Source organism: Cellulophaga fucicola, from assembly GCF_900119145.1.
GTDB classification, from domain to species: domain Bacteria; phylum Bacteroidota; class Bacteroidia; order Flavobacteriales; family Flavobacteriaceae; genus Cellulophaga; species Cellulophaga fucicola.
This window is the reverse complement of the sequence record NZ_FPIY01000001.1, coordinates 274112-291913: the sequence shown is the minus strand read 5'-3', so window position 1 is coordinate 291913 and position 17802 is coordinate 274112. Positions and strand designations below refer to the sequence as shown.

General features: G+C 31.9%; 16 protein-coding genes. 9 read left to right on the top strand and 7 right to left on the bottom strand.

Going from position 1 to position 17802, the window contains the following annotated elements; all coding sequences use genetic code 11:
- The first annotated feature begins 125 nt into the window (after nucleotides 1-125).
- Nucleotides 126-593, top strand: a complete 468-nt coding sequence (locus tag BT107_RS01315) for a GNAT family N-acetyltransferase (RefSeq protein WP_072301954.1) — start codon at nucleotides 126-128, stop codon at nucleotides 591-593.
- A gap of 94 nt (nucleotides 594-687) precedes the next feature.
- Here BT107_RS01315 and ytxJ read toward each other — a convergent pair whose 3' ends face one another.
- Nucleotides 688-1077 (bottom strand): bacillithiol system redox-active protein YtxJ, encoded by a 390-nt coding sequence (ytxJ, locus tag BT107_RS01310; RefSeq protein WP_072301953.1) that lies wholly within the window; start codon nucleotides 1075-1077, stop codon nucleotides 688-690.
- A 168-nt stretch (nucleotides 1078-1245) separates the two neighbouring features.
- Between ytxJ and clpB the strand changes: the two genes are divergently transcribed.
- The 3 genes from clpB to BT107_RS01295 all read left to right on the top strand — a co-directional run bounded on the left by clpB (nucleotide 1246) and on the right by BT107_RS01295 (nucleotide 5198).
- Nucleotides 1246-3834, top strand: coding sequence for an ATP-dependent chaperone ClpB (gene clpB / locus BT107_RS01305; protein ID WP_072301952.1), 2589 nt, complete (start codon nucleotides 1246-1248; stop codon nucleotides 3832-3834).
- Nucleotides 3835-3935: 101 nt separating this feature from the next.
- Nucleotides 3936-4532, top strand: a complete 597-nt coding sequence (locus BT107_RS01300; protein WP_072301951.1) for a TetR/AcrR family transcriptional regulator — start codon at nucleotides 3936-3938, stop codon at nucleotides 4530-4532.
- Nucleotides 4533-4652: 120 nt separating this feature from the next.
- Nucleotides 4653-5198: a phosphoglycerate mutase family protein gene (locus BT107_RS01295; RefSeq protein WP_072301950.1), complete on the top strand. Its 546-nt coding sequence runs from the start codon at nucleotides 4653-4655 to the stop codon at nucleotides 5196-5198.
- Here the strand turns inward: BT107_RS01295 and BT107_RS01290 are convergent.
- Nucleotides 5185-5922, bottom strand: a complete 738-nt coding sequence (locus BT107_RS01290; RefSeq protein WP_072301949.1) for a DUF6503 family protein — start codon at nucleotides 5920-5922, stop codon at nucleotides 5185-5187. The two genes, BT107_RS01295 and BT107_RS01290, sit on opposite strands and share 14 nt — an antisense overlap.
- An 85-nt stretch (nucleotides 5923-6007) precedes the next feature.
- Here BT107_RS01290 and smpB point away from each other — a divergent pair, with 85 nt between their 5' ends.
- Nucleotides 6008-6469 carry an SsrA-binding protein SmpB gene (gene smpB, locus BT107_RS01285; protein ID WP_072302877.1) on the top strand — a complete coding sequence of 154 codons (462 nt, stop codon included), beginning with the start codon at nucleotides 6008-6010 and terminating at the stop codon, nucleotides 6467-6469.
- Here smpB and BT107_RS01280 read toward each other — a convergent pair.
- Complete coding sequence (locus BT107_RS01280) at nucleotides 6466-7107, bottom strand: protein-L-isoaspartate(D-aspartate) O-methyltransferase (protein ID WP_072301948.1); 642 nt, start codon at nucleotides 7105-7107, stop codon at nucleotides 6466-6468. The genes smpB and BT107_RS01280 overlap by 4 nt on opposite strands.
- A gap of 172 nt (nucleotides 7108-7279) precedes the next feature.
- Between BT107_RS01280 and BT107_RS01275 the strand changes: the two genes are divergently transcribed.
- The gene (locus tag BT107_RS01275; RefSeq protein ID WP_072301947.1) at nucleotides 7280-7858 is read left to right on the top strand and encodes a PhnA domain-containing protein; all 579 of its coding nucleotides are present in this window, start codon (nucleotides 7280-7282) and stop codon (nucleotides 7856-7858) included.
- Nucleotides 7859-7890: 32 nt separating this feature from the next.
- Nucleotides 7891-8631 (top strand): tyrosine-protein phosphatase, encoded by a 741-nt coding sequence (locus BT107_RS01270; protein WP_072301946.1) that lies wholly within the window; start codon nucleotides 7891-7893, stop codon nucleotides 8629-8631.
- A gap of 54 nt (nucleotides 8632-8685) precedes the next feature.
- On the opposite strand, the gene BT107_RS01265 is transcribed toward BT107_RS01270, so the two are convergent.
- From BT107_RS01265 to BT107_RS01250, 4 genes are read right to left on the bottom strand one after another with little or no spacing between them, the layout of a single operon-like run.
- Nucleotides 8686-11061: a GumC family protein gene (locus BT107_RS01265; protein ID WP_072301945.1), complete on the bottom strand. Its 2376-nt coding sequence runs from the start codon at nucleotides 11059-11061 to the stop codon at nucleotides 8686-8688.
- A gap of 36 nt (nucleotides 11062-11097) precedes the next feature.
- On the bottom strand, nucleotides 11098-11886 hold the full coding sequence (locus tag BT107_RS01260) for a polysaccharide biosynthesis/export family protein (RefSeq protein ID WP_072301944.1): 789 nt from the start codon (nucleotides 11884-11886) through the stop codon (nucleotides 11098-11100).
- A 14-nt stretch (nucleotides 11887-11900) separates the two neighbouring features.
- Nucleotides 11901-13832, bottom strand: coding sequence for a polysaccharide biosynthesis protein (locus tag BT107_RS01255; RefSeq protein ID WP_072301943.1), 1932 nt, complete (start codon nucleotides 13830-13832; stop codon nucleotides 11901-11903).
- On the bottom strand, nucleotides 13829-14956 hold the full coding sequence (locus BT107_RS01250; RefSeq protein WP_072301942.1) for a DegT/DnrJ/EryC1/StrS family aminotransferase: 1128 nt from the start codon (nucleotides 14954-14956) through the stop codon (nucleotides 13829-13831). The genes BT107_RS01255 and BT107_RS01250 overlap by 4 nt, the downstream gene beginning before the upstream one ends.
- 522 nt (nucleotides 14957-15478) lie before the next feature.
- Here BT107_RS01250 and BT107_RS01245 point away from each other — a divergent pair.
- Complete coding sequence (locus tag BT107_RS01245) at nucleotides 15479-16477, top strand: SDR family oxidoreductase (protein ID WP_072301941.1); 999 nt, start codon at nucleotides 15479-15481, stop codon at nucleotides 16475-16477.
- A 22-nt stretch (nucleotides 16478-16499) separates the two neighbouring features.
- Nucleotides 16500-17783, top strand: coding sequence for a nucleotide sugar dehydrogenase (locus BT107_RS01240; RefSeq protein WP_072301940.1), 1284 nt, complete (start codon nucleotides 16500-16502; stop codon nucleotides 17781-17783).
- Nucleotides 17784-17802: the final 19 nt, after the last annotated feature.

The following is a 17802-nucleotide window of genomic DNA, read 5'->3' as shown; positions in this document are numbered from 1 at the left end:
AGTTAACCTTTTGGTTTAATTTATATACGTTTCAGTTTAATATTTAGATTATATGCTCTTAAAAAATGGTTTAACATCAATATATATCGGTAAACAGAATAAAACTCAAAAAATTGTAATTTTTAATGAATAATTTAACATTTATACCATTTCAGCCAAAATACGCTAAAACCTTTAAAAAATTAAATTTAGATTGGATAAAAAAGTTTTTTGAGGTTGAAGAAAAGGATATAGAGCTACTAGATAATTGCGAAGACACTATAATTAATAAAGGTGGTTACATCTTTTTTGTTAAGCTTAATGATACAATTGTTGGTTGCGTAGCATATATTAAAATTGAAGACAACGTATACGAACTAGGTAAAATGGCTGTTGATGAAGCCTACCAAGGAAAACAAATAGGGCAAGCTCTTTTAAATTATGCAATAGATTTTGCAAAAGAAGAACAATGGAGTAAAGTAATTCTATACTCTAGTGTAAAACTTACCAATGCGTTACACATTTATAAAAAAATAGGTTTTGTAGAAATTCCTGTAGAACCAGATGTTGTCTATAAAAGGAGCAGTATTAAGATGGAACTTAACTTAAACTAACTAAAAAGCACATTCTTTGTCATAATTAAACATATAAAAAAGCCCCTTGCATATGCAGGGGGCTTTTTTATATGTTTAAAAGAAACCTCTCCTTTTAAATATATTTCTCTAAATGCAGTTCGTTTATACTACCGTGAGATGCATTAGCTACAGCTACACCGTTTTTTACCACTAATAATTGTGGCGATTGGTGCATCACCTGAAATTTATAACCCGTTTCATTAGAAACTTCTCTGTATTGCAACAAGTCTAAATAGTACAAATCTGCCTGTTCTTCTGTATAATCGTAAGTATCTCTAAACATTTTTATTACCATACGGCTAATACCACAACTGGTAGAATGCTTAAAGATAATCTGCGTTTTAGTTTTAGATTTTTCTTCAATATCTTTTAATTGTTCCACAGTGGTTAAAGGTATCCAAGGCAATTGCTTCTCCTCCTTTTTTTCTCCATTACCACCAAATAAACCTGTAAATAATCCCATTATAATTCTTAATTTTATAGTTAAGTCGATCTAATTCCCTAAACTTACAACTGACTAAATGTCTTGTTAAACTCAATAATAACAGCCATTTTGTCTTGTATTTGTATTTGGTAAGGTAATTGTCTTTAATCTTGTAAAAATACTAATACTATAAAAAACACAACATATATGAACATTAATAATTTCACAATAAAATCTCAAGAATCCTTACAGCAGGCACAATTACTTGCTCAGGAACTTGGGAACCAGCAAATAGAGAACGAACATTTATTTAAAGCATTAATTAAGGTAGATGAAAACGTAATGCCTTTCATCTTAAAAAAACTAAATGTAAATGTTGCGTTATTAACACAAATAATAGACAAAGAGCTACAAAGCTTACCAAAAGTAACTGGCGCAGATATAATGATGTCTCGCGAAGCTGGTAAAACAGTTAACGAAGCTATTATTGTTGCTAAAAAAATGAATGATGAGTACGTATCTACGGAACACCTACTCTTAGCCGTTTTTAAGTCTAAAAGTAAAATCTCTCAAATTCTAAAAGATCAAGGAGTAACAGAAAAAGATTTAACTGCTGCTATTACAGAATTAAGAAATGGCAACAATGTAACATCGCAAAGTGCAGAAGAAAACTATAATTCATTAGAAAAATATGCTAAAAACTTAAACAGATTAGCAGATGAAGGAAAGTTAGATCCTGTAATTGGTAGAGATGAAGAAATACGTAGAGTATTGCAAATTTTATCTAGAAGAACTAAGAACAACCCAATGTTAGTTGGTGAGCCTGGTGTAGGTAAAACTGCTATTGCAGAAGGTATTGCACACCGTATAATACAAGGAGATATTCCAGAAAATTTAAAGGATAAAATTATCTACTCTTTAGATATGGGAGCCTTAATTGCAGGCGCAAAATACAAGGGTGAGTTCGAGGAAAGACTTAAATCTGTTATAAAAGAAGTAACATCTGCAGACGGACAAATAGTATTGTTTATAGATGAGATACATACACTTGTTGGTGCAGGTGGTGGAGATGGCGCAATGGATGCTGCTAACATTTTAAAACCGGCATTAGCCCGTGGAGAGTTACGTGCAATTGGTGCCACTACTCTAGACGAATATCAAAAATATTTTGAAAAGGACAAAGCACTAGAACGTAGATTTCAGAAAATTATAGTAGACGAACCTAGTACAGAAAGTTCTATCTCAATTTTAAGAGGAATTAAAGAAAAGTATGAGGCACACCATAAAGTACGTATTAAAGATGAAGCTGTAATTGGTGCCGTAGAATTATCTCAACGTTACATTACAAATAGATTTTTACCAGATAAGGCCATAGATTTAATGGACGAGGCTGCTGCTAAATTACGAATGGAAATTAACTCTAAACCAGAAGAATTAGATGTTTTAGACCGTAAAATAATGCAGCTAGAAATAGAGATTGAGGCTATAAAAAGGGAAGATGATAAGGATAAATTAAAGAGCCTAAACATAGATCTTGCTAACATTAAAGAAGAACGTAACGAAATTTTTGCAAAATGGGATAGCGAAAAAACAGTTGTAGACAATATACAGCAAGTTAAACAAGATATAGAAAACTATAAGCTAGAAGCAGAACGTGCAGAACGTAATGGTGATTATGGTAAAGTAGCAGAAATACGCTACGGTAAAATTAAAGAATCGCAGGAGGCTTTAGAAAAACTACAGAATACGTTAGCAGACCAACAAAGTCACGGGACTTTAATACAAGAAGAAGTAACCTATGAAGATATTGCTGATGTTGTAGCTAAATGGACAGGTATACCTGTAACCAAGATGCTAAAAAGCGAAAGAGAAAAGTTACTTGATCTTGAGTCCGTTTTACACAAACGTGTTGTTGGGCAAGAAGAAGCTATAGTAGCCGTGTCTGACGCTATTAGAAGAAGCAGATCTGGCTTGCAAGATGCCAAACGCCCAATTGGTTCGTTTCTATTTTTAGGAACAACAGGTGTTGGTAAAACAGAACTGGCAAAAACACTTGCTTCTTATTTATTTGATGACGAAAATGCAATGACAAGAATAGATATGAGTGAATACCAAGAACGTCACTCTGTAAGTAGACTAGTTGGTGCACCTCCGGGATACGTTGGGTATGATGAAGGCGGACAATTGACCGAAGCTGTTAGACGTAGACCTTATTCTGTTATATTGTTAGATGAAATTGAAAAAGCGCATCCAGATACTTTTAATATTCTATTACAGGTTCTTGATGAAGGACGACTAACAGATAACAAAGGGAGAGTTGCAGATTTTAAGAATACCATTATTATTATGACTAGTAATATAGGTAGCTCTATAATACAAGAAAGTTTTGACAAGCATAAAGATGCTATAAAAGCAACTGAAGCTGCAAAAACAGATGTATTAGGATTATTAAGATCTAGTATTAGACCAGAGTTTTTAAATAGAATAGATGATATTTTAATGTTTACGCCATTATCTAAAAAAGACATCATAAAAATTGTACGTATACAATTAGATAGTCTTAAAAAATTAGTTGCAGAACAAAACATTACAATAGATGCTACAGATGAAGCTGTATTGTTTTTAGCAGACAAAGGTTACGATCCTCAATATGGAGCTAGACCCGTAAAAAGAACAATTCAGAAGGAAGTTTTAAACAACTTATCTAAAGAAATATTAGCAGGTACTATTTCTACAGATAGTATTGTTTTAATAGATAGTTTTGATAATAAACTGGTATTTAGAAACGAGAATTAAGAAAAAGTGATAAGAATAGTAAAAAAGCTTCCGTTAAGGAAGCTTTTTTTATGGTTCTATTTTATAGATTTTATATATTCGTAGAAACAAGCAACAAGCATATGTCCACTAAGGCAGAAAAAACCAAAGAATTCATTATAAAAACTTCTGCGCCAATATTTAGCAAGCAAGGCTATGTTGGTACAAGTATGAGCGATATTACTAAAGCAACCGGACTAACAAAAGGTGCTTTATATGGTAATTTTAAAAACAAAGAAGAAATAGCATTAGCTGCTTTTGAACACAATACAAACAAGCTTTTAGAAAAGATTGATGAGCGTTTAGAAATAGAAGGCAATTCTTTAGATAAAATATTTAGTTTAACTAGCTTCTACAGGCAATATGCAGTTTTTACATTAGATATGGGGGGATGCCCAATAATTAATGTAGGCGTAGACGCAGAATACAACAACAAGACTTTATCTGGTGCAGCTAAAGAAATTGTACGTACCATTGAAGGTAAAATAGCAGCAGTATTAGAAACAGGCGTAAATAAAAACGAGTTAAAACTACCTGTATCTCCCTTACAATTTGCAAAACAGCTATATACTATGCTACAAGGTTCTGTAGCTATGGCCACAGTTACTCAAGATCGTAAATACCTTTTAAATACGGTTACTTACATTAACCACCTTATAGAAAAAGAAGTTAAAATATAATTTTTTCTATAACACCTAAAAGACAAGCATACACATAACTTTTTTAATAGAAAAGCAACATACTTTTCTGCTAAAAATTAAGTTATACTACATACAACAACTTCAATAAATTATTTTAAAATGAAATTTATAAAATCTATTTTTTTAGTACTTCTATTTACAGGATTATTTAGCTGCAAGGATACCAAAGATGCACCCAAAGAAGATATAGCAGATAACACTGTATCTACTTTTTACTTTATAAGACACGCAGAAAAGGATAGGTCTAATCCAGAGAACTCTAATCCAGAATTATCTCAAGAAGGATTAGGAAGATCTATATTTTGGGCTAAAGCCTTTGAGCCAGTAGATTTTGATGCTATTTATTCTACAGACTACGAGAGAACACAAATGACAGCAGCACCAACAGCTATACAGAAAAACATTACTGTTACTAGTTACGATCCTACTACAATAGATCCTCAACAGTTTGTTACAGACAATTTTGGTAAAAAAGTATTAGTTGTAGGGCATAGCAACACAATTAATAAATTTGTAAATGCTATTATTGGCGAAGAAAAATACCCACAAATAGACGATTATGATAACAGCGGCTTGTATACCGTTACAATTATTGGTAACCAAGCCACTGCCAACAAGCTTAATTTAGATATTAGTCGAGACTAATATCTTTTAGCTCAATTTTAGATAGTAATTCTAAACCGTTATTCTGGTACATACTATCTATTTCTAAAATCTTATCAGATTCGGTTTTAGGTTTGTAGTTTTCATAATCTACAAATCTAATTCCGTTTACAATTCTCTCGTTATAAGCTACTCTAAAACGCATCCCTCCATCATTTACAAAAAACTTGTATGCTAAATAATCTGGTTTAAATGTTTCTTTATTAAACCAATACAGGTACGTATCGTCAAAATCATCTCCTCCACCTTCTTCACTAAAAGTAACTTTTACTTTATAATACTCTTTTCCTTTAATTGTAACTTCTCCTAAATACTCTTTAGTTACCGCCGCATCATTTAAACCATAAGGTAAAAGTGCAAAGTAAAAAACCGAATTTATAGCATTGTCATATTTTTTAGCTGTAGAATCTGCCACAACAACAAGGCTATCGTTAACCAACCTGCTAAATTTTTCTGCTTTAATATCCGTAATACTAGAAGAGTCTTGCATAAAAATACGCTTCATTACCTTTTTTCCATCTGTTTGCTCTAAAACATACTTTTTATCTCTAAACTCAAAAGAAATATTTTTTGTCTTGTACAAATCACCTCCAGAAACATCAATAGATTTATCTACGATTGTTTGTGCTGTTATTTCTTCCTTTTTTTCATTCTTACAAGCTGCTATTACTATCAACAATAAGAAAAGTATCGTTTTTTTCACCATAAAATAAAATCTTTAGTGTATTAGTTGTAATGCTTTTAAATTCTTTACAAAGTTGGTTTAAATTATTCTATTTTTGTACTCTATGATGCAGAAAAAAATCAATATAAAAAACAAAAGAGCTAGGTTTGAGTATGAGCTTATTGATACTTATACAGCTGGCTTGGTATTATCTGGCACGGAGATAAAATCTATTCGTGAAGGTAAAGCATCTATTACAGAGAGCTTTTGCGAGTTTAATGATAGAGGTGAACTTTTTATTATAAATATGCAGGTAGATGAGTATTCTCATGGCTCTCACTACAATCACAAACCAAAAGCAGAACGAAAGTTATTATTGAATAAAGGAGAGTTAAAAAAGTTAGAGAAAGAAGTAAAAAATTCTGGGCTAACAATTGTACCTCTTAATCTTTTTTTAAATGATAGAGGCCTTGCCAAAATAAACATATCATTAGCTAAAGGTAAAAAGCTACACGATAAACGAGACAGTATTAAAGACAGAGATAACAAAAGAGATTTAGACCGTATTAAAAAGAGTTTTAACAACTAGTTTTTATTTTCTAAAAGTGGCACAAATTTAAAAGAACCAAATTCCTGTTTTTCAAATTCTAGCTCAGATTTACGCACAAACAACGTCATTATTTGGTCTTCTACCCCAACTGGTATTACCAACCTACCTCCTATTTTTAATTGCGCTAGTAATGGTTTAGGCACTATTGGCGCACCCGCTGTAACTATAATACCATCGTAAGGCGCCTCTTCTGGATAGCCTTTATAGCCATCTCCCAAAATAGCTTTTTTAGGTCTAATTCCCATTTTAGGAAAAAACAACTTGTTCTTTTTAAATAACTGAGATTGTCTTTCTATAGTAAAAACACGCGCACCAAGTTGCAATAAAACTGCTGTTTGATACCCACTACCTGTTCCTATTTCTAAAATAACATCGTTTGGCTTTACCTCTAACAATTGTGATTGAAAAGCAACGGTATAAGGCTGAGAAATTGTTTGCTCCGCACCAATAGGGAAAGCTTTGTCTTGGTAGGCGTGATCTTCAAAACTACTATCTAAAAATAAATGCCTAGGCACTTTTTTAATTGCCTCAATTACCAATTTATCTGTAATTCCTTTGGCTATTAAAGTGTCTGCTAAAAGGTTGCGTTTACCACGGTGTTTTAAGGTATCCTTCAAGGGTATTTATGGTTTAGTTTGTGATGCGAATTTAAGCATAAAAAACAGGATTTTCTAGTAAAAACTGTTTGCAGAAACAGAATTAAATCTCTAAAATTAAACTTGTGCACTTACTAAGTTTAGAACAAACATTATACGTATTTTTGAAAAATAATTAATAAAGAAATACCTTATGAGCATCGAAAGAGAATTAAGTAAACGAAGCCAAAACAAATGTGAACTTTGCTCCAATGAAGAAAATTTAGCTCCTTACGCGGTTTTACCTGCTAAAAACGGAGATTTACAAGACACTATATTTGCATGTGCTACTTGTATTACGCAAATAGAAGATCCAGAGCAAACAGATGCAAACCACTGGCGCTGTTTAAATGACAGTATGTGGAGCGAACAAATACCTGTACAAATAATTGCTTGGCGTATGCTTAGTAGATTACGTAAAGAAGGTTGGCCACAAGACCTTTTAGATATGATGTATCTAGATGATGAAAATTTAGAATGGGCAAAAGCAACTAATGAAGGTGAAGACGATGAAGACAAGATAATACACAGAGACAGTAACGGTGTTATTATTAATGCTGGCGATAGTGTTGTTCTTATAAAAGATTTACCTGTTAAAGGTTCTAGCATGATTGCTAAGAGAGGAACTGCAGTACGTAGAGTATCTTTAGATCACGAAAATGCAGAATACATAGAAGGTAAAGTAGACGGACAACAGATTGTTATTATTACCAAGTACGTAAAAAAATTATAAGCTCTAATTAACACCTAAAGAAATACATATTAATGTTTCAGTTTTTTAGTAAAAAATATTTTTTAATTGACTATTTAGAGGGTTTTACAGATATTCATAATCATATTCTACCAGGTATAGATGATGGTGCCAAAACACCTGAAGAATCTATATCCCTTTTAAAAGGGTTTAAGGAATTTGGAGTAACTAATTTTATAGCTACACCACATATTATGAGTGGTTATTACCCAAACACACCGCAAACTATTAAAGCATCTTTAGCGCTGTTACAAAACGAACTAAAAAGTAACAATCTGGATTCTTTTACTATAGAAGTTGCAGCAGAGCATATGGTAGATCCTTATTTTGAAAGCATCATAGACACAAAAACGTTTATGCCTTTAAAAGAAGACTTTATATTAATAGAGATGTCTTTTTTACAAGAATCTATTAATTTTAAAGATGCTGTACAGAAATTAAATCACTTACCAATTTCACCTATTCTAGCACATCCAGAACGGTATGCTTTTGTACATAATAAATTTGGTGATTACCAGTATTACAAAGAGCTAGGTACATTTTTTCAATTAAACCTACTGTCACTCTGTAATTATTATGGCCCAGAAGTACACAAAGCAGCATTAAAACTATTGGATGCTAACATGTACAACTTTGTAGGTTCAGATGTTCATAATAGCAGGCAGCTACAAACTCTAAAAGAAATAAAGTTACCATTAAAAACAATTGAAAAACTAAAACCAATTATAGAAAATACAAACTATAATTTTGGTTAAAATAAAAATCCCAGCCTTATTAGAGCTGGGATTTTTATTTTGTAAATGGATTATCTATTTTTTAAATAAATGCCACCATCTTTTCTTATTTACACCATAACCGTATCCGTATTTACCACCGTAACCTAAATCGGCTTCTGGAACATCATTCACAATAAAGCTAAGGTTATTAATCTTACCTTCTTGTTTTAAGTGTATAGGGTGTTGTATTACCTTATTTTCTGTAGAACCTGCTCTTGTAACATACAATAACTGATCTGCATACTTACTTATTAAAAGTGTATCTGTAACCACAACCATAGGTGCCGTATCTACTATAACATAATCGTACTGCTCAGATACTTCTTCAAACAAAGTCTTCATCTTAGTACTCATTAATAACTCTGCAGGGTTAGGCGGAATTTTACCAGAATAAATTATATCTAATTTAGTTTCCTCTAAAACTGTTGGCTTAATTATATCACTAACAGCAATATCAGATGTTAAATACTCTGTAAGACCAACGTTTTTCTTTCTTGCATTTCCTTTTTCTTCAGAAGGATCAAAAAATGTATACAATTTAGGATTTCTAATATCTGCTCCTACCAACAATACTTTCTTATCTGTATTTGCAAAAATAAGTGCCAAGTTAGATGCTAAAAAAGTTTTACCTTCTCCAGACACACTAGAAGTCATAAAAACAATATTATTCTTTCTACCATTGTTATTGGCCTGCATAAAGTAATCTATATTGGTACGTAGAATTCTAAAAGCTTCAGCTTGTACAGATCTGTCGTTCTTTTTAACCAATCCTGGATTTTTACCTAGACTTGGTATTTCTGCTAGTACTGGTATAGAACCTACTAGTTTTTCCAAATCTAATTTATTATGAATTTTATTATCTAATAAATCACTTACATATATAAATCCAAAAGGAATAAATAGACTTGCTACTAGTGCTAACAAATAAATATTTCTCTTTACTGGGTAAACAGGACCATACCCATAATTGTACGCATTATCTATAGTTTTTAACTTAGGAGTAGCAGATGCAAAAGCAATCTGAGACTCTTCTCTTCGTTGTAATAAAAACAAATAAATACCTTCTATACTATTTTGTTTCCTAGTTATGTCTGTTAATTTTCTTTGGTTTGTTGGCGATGTATACAACTTAGACCTAAACTGACTTACTTGCTTGCTTAAATTATTAACCTGCAATCCTAAAGCATTTTTTGTACTAGATAAACTAGACGCTACTCCTTGCTTAATACCAGATAACTGATCATTTAAAGCAAGTACTGCTGGGTTGTTAGCACTCGCATTCTTTAAAAGATTATCTCTAGTAATAACCAATTCGTTGTATTTACTTACAGCGCTAGAAATAGAAGGATCTTGCATTACTCCGGTTGGCAAAACATTAAAACCATTTTGATTTTCAACCTGGTCTTTCATAGCGTCTACAATTCCTAATTGTATTCTAGCACTCTCCAATTCTTGACTACTAGAGGTACTCATACTATAATTAAAACTGGTTTCCCCTTGAATATCAGAAACTCCTTTTTCACTTTTAAAATCTTGCTCTTCTTGATCGTAACCAGACAAACTAGAGGCAATAACCTTTATTCTATCATCAATAAAATTAGATGTTTTATCGGCTATAGCTTTTCTTGCGTCCAGTGCATTTTTATTGTAGATTCTAATCAATTCATCTAGAACATCTTTTGCTTTTTGTTGGTCTACATCTGTTAAAAACAAGTCTAACATTTTAGAACCCTTTTCTGTAGGCGCAATACTTACTTTCCCTCGATACGCTTCTGCTATTATCTCTACTGGACTAACTATAACCTTAAACTTTCTACCTTTGTATCCTTTTGGGTTTGTAAAAGCTGGTGTTATTACAATATCGCCTGCTGCTGTTGGCACTTTAGATCCAAAAGTAAATTTCTCTACTTTAGATTCTGCTGTTTTAGAATACCCAAACTTATCTTCAGAGATGTAATTAATATAAAATGAAAGATTAGCTTTATCTACAATAGAATCATGTTCTAAGAAGTTAAATGTAAAAGGCGGTTTTTTATACACTTCAGTTTCTAAAATTCTACCTTCTGTAAATACTCTAATATTTAGATTTAAATTTTTTACTACTTCTATAAAATTAGATCTAGATTTAATAGATAATATTTCATCCAATACCTCTACATCACTATCCGAAGAAAATCCGCCCATGTCTTTTAAAACATTCAATTCACTTTTAGAACCTTGTTCAGATATAATCTGAATTTTAGCAATAGCCGAATATTGAGGTACCGTATACCTTAGGTAAACAAAAGCAAGCGCTAATGCTAAAAACACAGAAACTACAAACCACTTCCAATGTTTGGTGTAATTTTTAATAATTTCTTTAATATCAATACCGCTTTTAATACCACTACTGGTAGAATTTATTTCCATATTTTTTAAAGTCTAAATCTTTATTGTATCTAAATTTTAGTTTCTTAATAAAACTACAACAGTAGTTGTTAGTGTTAATAATAAAGAAGCCACAGATAACGTTAAAGCTCTATTACTAGATTTAGATTCGTTAACTTTAGATTGATTTGGCTCTACGTAAATTACATCGTTTTGTGTAAGGTAATATACAGGAGAATTTAAAACTTCTTTTTTGGTTAAGTCTATACGTGTAGAAACTTTTGTTCCATTAAAATCTCTCATTACTAAAACATTACTTCTATTCCCTGTAATATCTAAATCGCCTGCCAAACCTAAGGCCTGTAATACTGTAATACGTTGTCCAGGTATATAAAATGTACCAGGAGATCTAACTTGTCCTAAAACAGTGATATTAAAACCATCTAAAGCAACAATTACTTGTGGATCTTTTAAAAGACCACCATCTATTAACTTACTTCTTACAGATGCTTTTACTTCTGGTATAGACATTCCTTTTACTTGTTGCACTCCTAAAACAGGCAATGTAATATTACCATCTACATCTACTAAATAATAAGTCATCCCAGCAGTTGCTTGCTCACCACTAGCAGTAACACCAGTAGACATGTTAAAAGGAGCACTTGCAATTGGATTTTCACTTGTAATACTTAACGCCACTTTATCACCAACCTTTAATCTTGGTGTGTATGTTTCTGTAGCTACCATTGTTTCAAAAGCAGATAAGTTTTGAAAATAAACTACATCTTTTTTAGAAGCACAAGAAAATAAAATTGCAATGATAAAAAATGGGAGAACTTTATTTAAAATAGATTGAATGGTTTTCATATAGTGATTTTTACTTAGTTAATGTTTGTTAGTATATTTTCTTCTTTTTCTTTCGCTATTTCTTTATCTACTTCACAAAGGTCAGAATTGCTAGAGATAAACTCAGGAACTATTTGTTTCATTAAGCTTATGGTATTAGACTTAAAGAACATATTATTTATACACAACTCGTCTATTAAAGATCTTGTTTTTAAATAATCTAGCCCTCTTACTTTACTTATCATTATTTTTTTATGATAGGTAGGCATTGTGTTTTCTCCGTTAGCCAAAAGCTCTTCATACAACTTTTCTCCTGGTCTAAGTCCTGTTATTTTAATATCCATTTCCTCAGGATATTTTAAACCACAAAGTTTAATCATATTTTTAGCTAGATCAAATATCTTAACAGACTTACCCATATCAAATATAAAAATCTCTCCGCCTTCTCCCATTGCACCAGCCTCTAAAACCAATTGAGATGCTTCTGGAATAGTCATAAAAAAACGTGTTACATCTTTGTGCGTAACTGTTAAAGGACCTCCTTTATCTATTTGTTTTTTAAATAATGGAATTACAGATCCATTAGAACCTAAAACATTACCAAATCTAGTTGTAATAAACTTTGTTTTTTGTTCTTGCTGCATGCAACTAATATACATTTCTGCAATTCTTTTGGTACCACCCATAACATTGGTTGGGTTTACCGCTTTATCTGTAGATACAAATACAAATTTTTCTACATTGTGCTGTATTGCTAAATCTGCCAACACTTTTGTACCTGCAACATTAATTTTTATGGCTTCATAAGAATTATACTCCATTAAAGGAACATGTTTATATGCTGCTGCATGAAATATAATACTTGGCCTATGCTCCGTAAAAATATGATTTAATCTATTTTTATCTCTAATATCGCCAACAATAGGTAAGAAATTATGAAATCCGTTTTGTTTCAATTCCTGTTGTAAATCGTACAAAGCAGATTCTGCCTGGTCTATAACAATTAAAGATTTATAATCGTATTTGCATATTTGGCGTACCAATTCGCTACCAATAGAACCTGCACCTCCTGTAACAACTACAACCTTATCTTTTAATTCTTCAGATATTTTAGAGTTTTCAATATTTATAGGCGCTCTATCTAGTAGGTCTTCAATCTGTACTTGTTTAATTTGCGAGAATTTTAATTCCCCATTAATCCAATCTTCAACTGGCGGTACAATTTTAACCTTCACAGGATAATCTACCATACCCTCTACCAACTCTCTTAAAGCAGTAGGGTTTATATTCTGAATAGAAAAAATAACCTCAGAGATACTATTTGCTACAATAAACTCCTCATTAAGTTCTTCTTTACTAAATACCTTAACACCGTTTATACTTTTACCTACCTTTTTGTTGTTGTTATCTATATACCCAACAACCTTTACATTAGACTTAGAATGGTTTGTTATTGCACTATGTGTAATTATACCAGACTCACCTGCTCCATATATTAGAACACGCTTTGTATTGTGTAAACTTTTATTAACTATGGTATTGTATAAAGATTTAAACAAGTATCTAGAAGCAGATAATGCTAAAAATCCTATTAAACTGTGCACAATAATAATCTGTAAAGGAATGGTTGTCCATCCAAAAACAGCTAATTTTTTATTAGCCAAGACTAATAAAATCATCAAAATACTAGACAAGCAAATAGCGTTAAAAATGTTATATACATCTTTAACACCTGTATGTCTAACAACTCCTTTATAAGAACCTGTTATTAAAAAAGCTAATGTAGAAACAACAGCTACAATAGGAATCTGAAACGGCAGTTGTGCCACATCAAATTCCAAGGTTAAATTATATCTAATAAGGTAAGATAGTATAAAGGCGATTATCATAATAACCACATCTATACCCAAGACAAGCCATTTAGAGGCATATCTAGTTACATTATTATTTAAGTAATTTTTAATCATAAAAACTTAGACTTTATAATACGTACAACTCTTTCTAAATCTTCTTTTTCTAAATTAGAACCACTTGGCAAACACAAGCCTCTCTCAAAAAGATTTTCAGACGTACCATCCATATAACTAGCACAACCACTAAAGACCGGTTGTAAATGCATAGGTTTCCATAACGGACGGGACTCTATATTTTCTTCTAACAATAGTAATCTAATTTCTTCTCTAACTTTAAAAGATGGTGTTAAAATACAACTCAACCATCTATTAGAAAAAGAACCTTCTGGTTCGTTTAAAAATTCAATTTCTTCTATTGTTTGTAAATTATCGTAATAATATTGATAATTTGCTCTTCTAGCCGCTACTCTTTCATCTAAAACAAGCATTTGTCCACGACCAATTCCGGCCAAGACATTACTCATTCTATAATTGTACCCAACAACACTATGTTGGTAATGAGGAGCATCTTCTCTAGCCTGTGTAGCCAAGAAAATTGCTTTATTCTTTATGCTTTCATCTTTGGTAACCAATGCGCCACCGCCAGATGTTGTAATTATTTTATTTCCATTAAAAGACAAAATACCAATGGTACCAAAACTACCGCATTTTTCTCCTTTAAAAGTACTCCCTAAAGCTTCTGCACTATCTTCTACTACAGGAATATCAAATTCTTTTGCAACAGCTGTAATTTCTGTAACATTATACGGCATACCATACAAATGTACCGCTACTATTGCCTTAGGCTTTTTATCTTTTGCAATTCTATCTACAATAGCTTCTCTTAACAATTTAGGAGACATGTTCCAGGTATCTACTTCACTATCTACAAATACAGGAGTAGCGCCCAAATACTTTATTGGGTTAGCAGATGCAGAAAAAGTAAATGTCTGGCATAGCACTTCGTCACCAGCAGAAACACCTAATAATTCTAATGCTAAATGTATTGCTCCAGTTCCAGAACTAAGCGCTGCAGTAAATACATTGTTGTCTATATAGGTTGATATTGCATGTTCAAAAGAAGTAACATTTGGTCCCAAAGGAGCTATCCAATTGGTATCAAAAGCTTCTTTTACAAATTTCTGTTCTTCACCACCCATATGTGGAGAAGACAACCATATCTTACTTTGTTCTGGCATATAACTTATTTTGAAGCAAATATAATTTTTAATAATTCTATAGCGGCTTCAAATTTATTGTAAATTTTCTCAATCAAGTACTAGCACTTTAATAAATCGGTAAACTTGTATAAAAATCGATTAAATACGATTTAAAACAAGCTTCCAAGTTCAAAAAAATATGTTTTATCCTAAAATAGCCTAAATCGCTCTACATAAAAATTAGAAAACAGCAGTAAAAACAGCCCTTTAAAACAAGAATAAATCAATGAAAAAACAACACAAAATTGAGATGAAAATCAAACAAAAACTAGACGAAAAATCATTCTAAAAAACGACTTTTTATCAAGCTTAAAAAGATAAAATATAACAACTAATTTGAAACTAAAAAAGGAGCATCTAGCAAAACAAAGGGGCTAAATATTTCTAGAACAAAAAGTTTAACTACAATAAGTGGCAATTCATCGGAAATACAATTATTTTAAAGAAAAAAGCAGTTATTTCGCACTTTCAAATTCACTATTATATTTTCAAAAAAAATAAATGGATATTACAACATTACAACTAGACTCTAACTTACATATTTTAGTAACTGGCGGTGCCGGTTTTATTGGTTCTAATTTAATTGAAGCTTTACTAAAAAATGGCAACAAAGTTACTTGTCTAGATAACTTTGCTACAGGACACAAGAAAAACATAGAACAACACTTTAACAATCCAAAATTTACTTTAATAGAGGGCGACATTCGTAATTTAGACGATTGTAAAAAAGCAACTACAGGCGTAGATTATATTTTACACCAAGCTGCTTTAGGTTCTGTTCCTAGATCTATAAACGATCCTATTACAAGTAATGCTGTTAATGTATCTGGTTTTTTAAACATGTTAGTTGCTGCTAGAGATAATGGCGTAAAACGTTTTGTTTATGCTGCTAGCTCGTCTACGTATGGCGATTCTAAAGGCTTACCTAAGGTAGAAGACGTTATAGGGAAACCGTTGTCTCCTTACGCTATAACAAAATATGTGAATGAATTGTATGCAGATATTTTTTCTAAAACATACGGTATAGAAACTGTAGGCTTGCGTTATTTTAATGTCTTTGGACGAAAACAAGATCCTAAAGGTGCTTACGCAGCTGTTATTCCTAAGTTTGTAATGCAGTTTATGGATTACGAGTCTCCAAAAATTAACGGAGACGGATCTTTTTCTAGAGATTTTACGTATATAGACAATGTAATACAAATGAATATTTTAGCTATTACTACAACAAACAAAGAAGCTGTAAATACAGTTTACAATGTTGCTTGTGGCGAGCGTACAGACTTAAATGAGTTAACTACTTTATTAAAAGAATACCTAAGTAAGTTTGACCCTAAAATTAAAGATGTAGCAGTTACGTTTGGTCCAGAAAGACAAGGAGATGTACCACACTCTTTGGCCTCTATAGACAAAGCTAAAAACTTATTAAATTACAATCCACAATACAAAATTGAAGATGGCTTAAAAGAAGCTGTAGATTGGTACTGGGAAAATTTAAAATAATTTAAGAAATAAACACTACACTATGAATACCTTAAAAATTGCTGTAATAGGATTAGGCTATGTGGGCTTACCATTAGCTCGCTTGTTTGCTACCAAATATCCTGTAATTGGTTTTGATATTAACCAAGGTAGAATTGCTGAATTACAATCTGGAACAGATAGCACCTTAGAAGTTGAAGATGCTGTGTTACAAGGTGTATTGCGTACAAATGCGCAAATGGAAACCGGTTTGTTTTGTTCTCACAATTTAGAAGACATTAAAGACTGTAACTACTATGTTATAACAGTACCTACACCTGTAGATAAAAATAACAGACCAGATTTAACACCTTTATACAAGTCTAGTGAGACTGTTGGTAAGGTATTAAAAAAGGGAGATATTGTAATTTACGAATCTACGGTATACCCAGGTGCAACAGAAGAAGAGTGTATTCCTGTATTAGAAAAAGTTAGTGGTTTAAAATTTAATGTAGATTTCTTTGCTGGGTATTCTCCAGAACGTATAAACCCGGGAGATAAGGAACATACGGTAGAAAAAATATTAAAAGTTACTTCTGGTTCTACACCAGAAATAGGAGAAAAAGTAGATGCGCTATACAAATCTGTTATTACAGCAGGCACACATTTAGCACCAACTATAAAAGTAGCCGAAGCTGCAAAAGTAATAGAGAACTCGCAACGAGATATTAATATTGCCTTTGTAAACGAGTTGGCTAAAATATTTAACTTAATGGATATAGATACACATGCTGTACTAGAAGCCGCTGGTACAAAATGGAACTTTTTACCATTTAAACCAGGTTTGGTTGGTGGTCACTGTATAGGTGTAGACCCTTATTATTTGGCACAAAGAGCACAAGAATTTGGGTATCATCCAGAAATTATTTTAGCAGGTAGACGTTTAAACGACAGTATGGGTAGCTATGTAGCATCTGAGGTTATTAAACTAATGCTACAAGCAGATATTAAAATTAAAAACGCTAATGTTTTAGTGTTGGGTATTACATTTAAAGAAAACTGCCCAGATGTACGTAACACACGCGCTGTAGATGTTATACAACAACTAGAGAGTTATAGTACACAAGTTACAATTTACGATCCATGGGCTAACCCGGCAGAAGTAGTACATGAGTACAATTTAGATACTACTACTACTCTACCTCAAGGTACTTATGATGCAATTATATTAACCGTTGCACATAAAGAGTTTTTAGAGCTAGACCTTAAATCTTTACTTAAGCCAAATGGTATTTTGTATGATGTTAAAGGCATATTAGACCCAAAAGAAGTACACGGAAGACTATAATACTAGCAACCACTAGTAG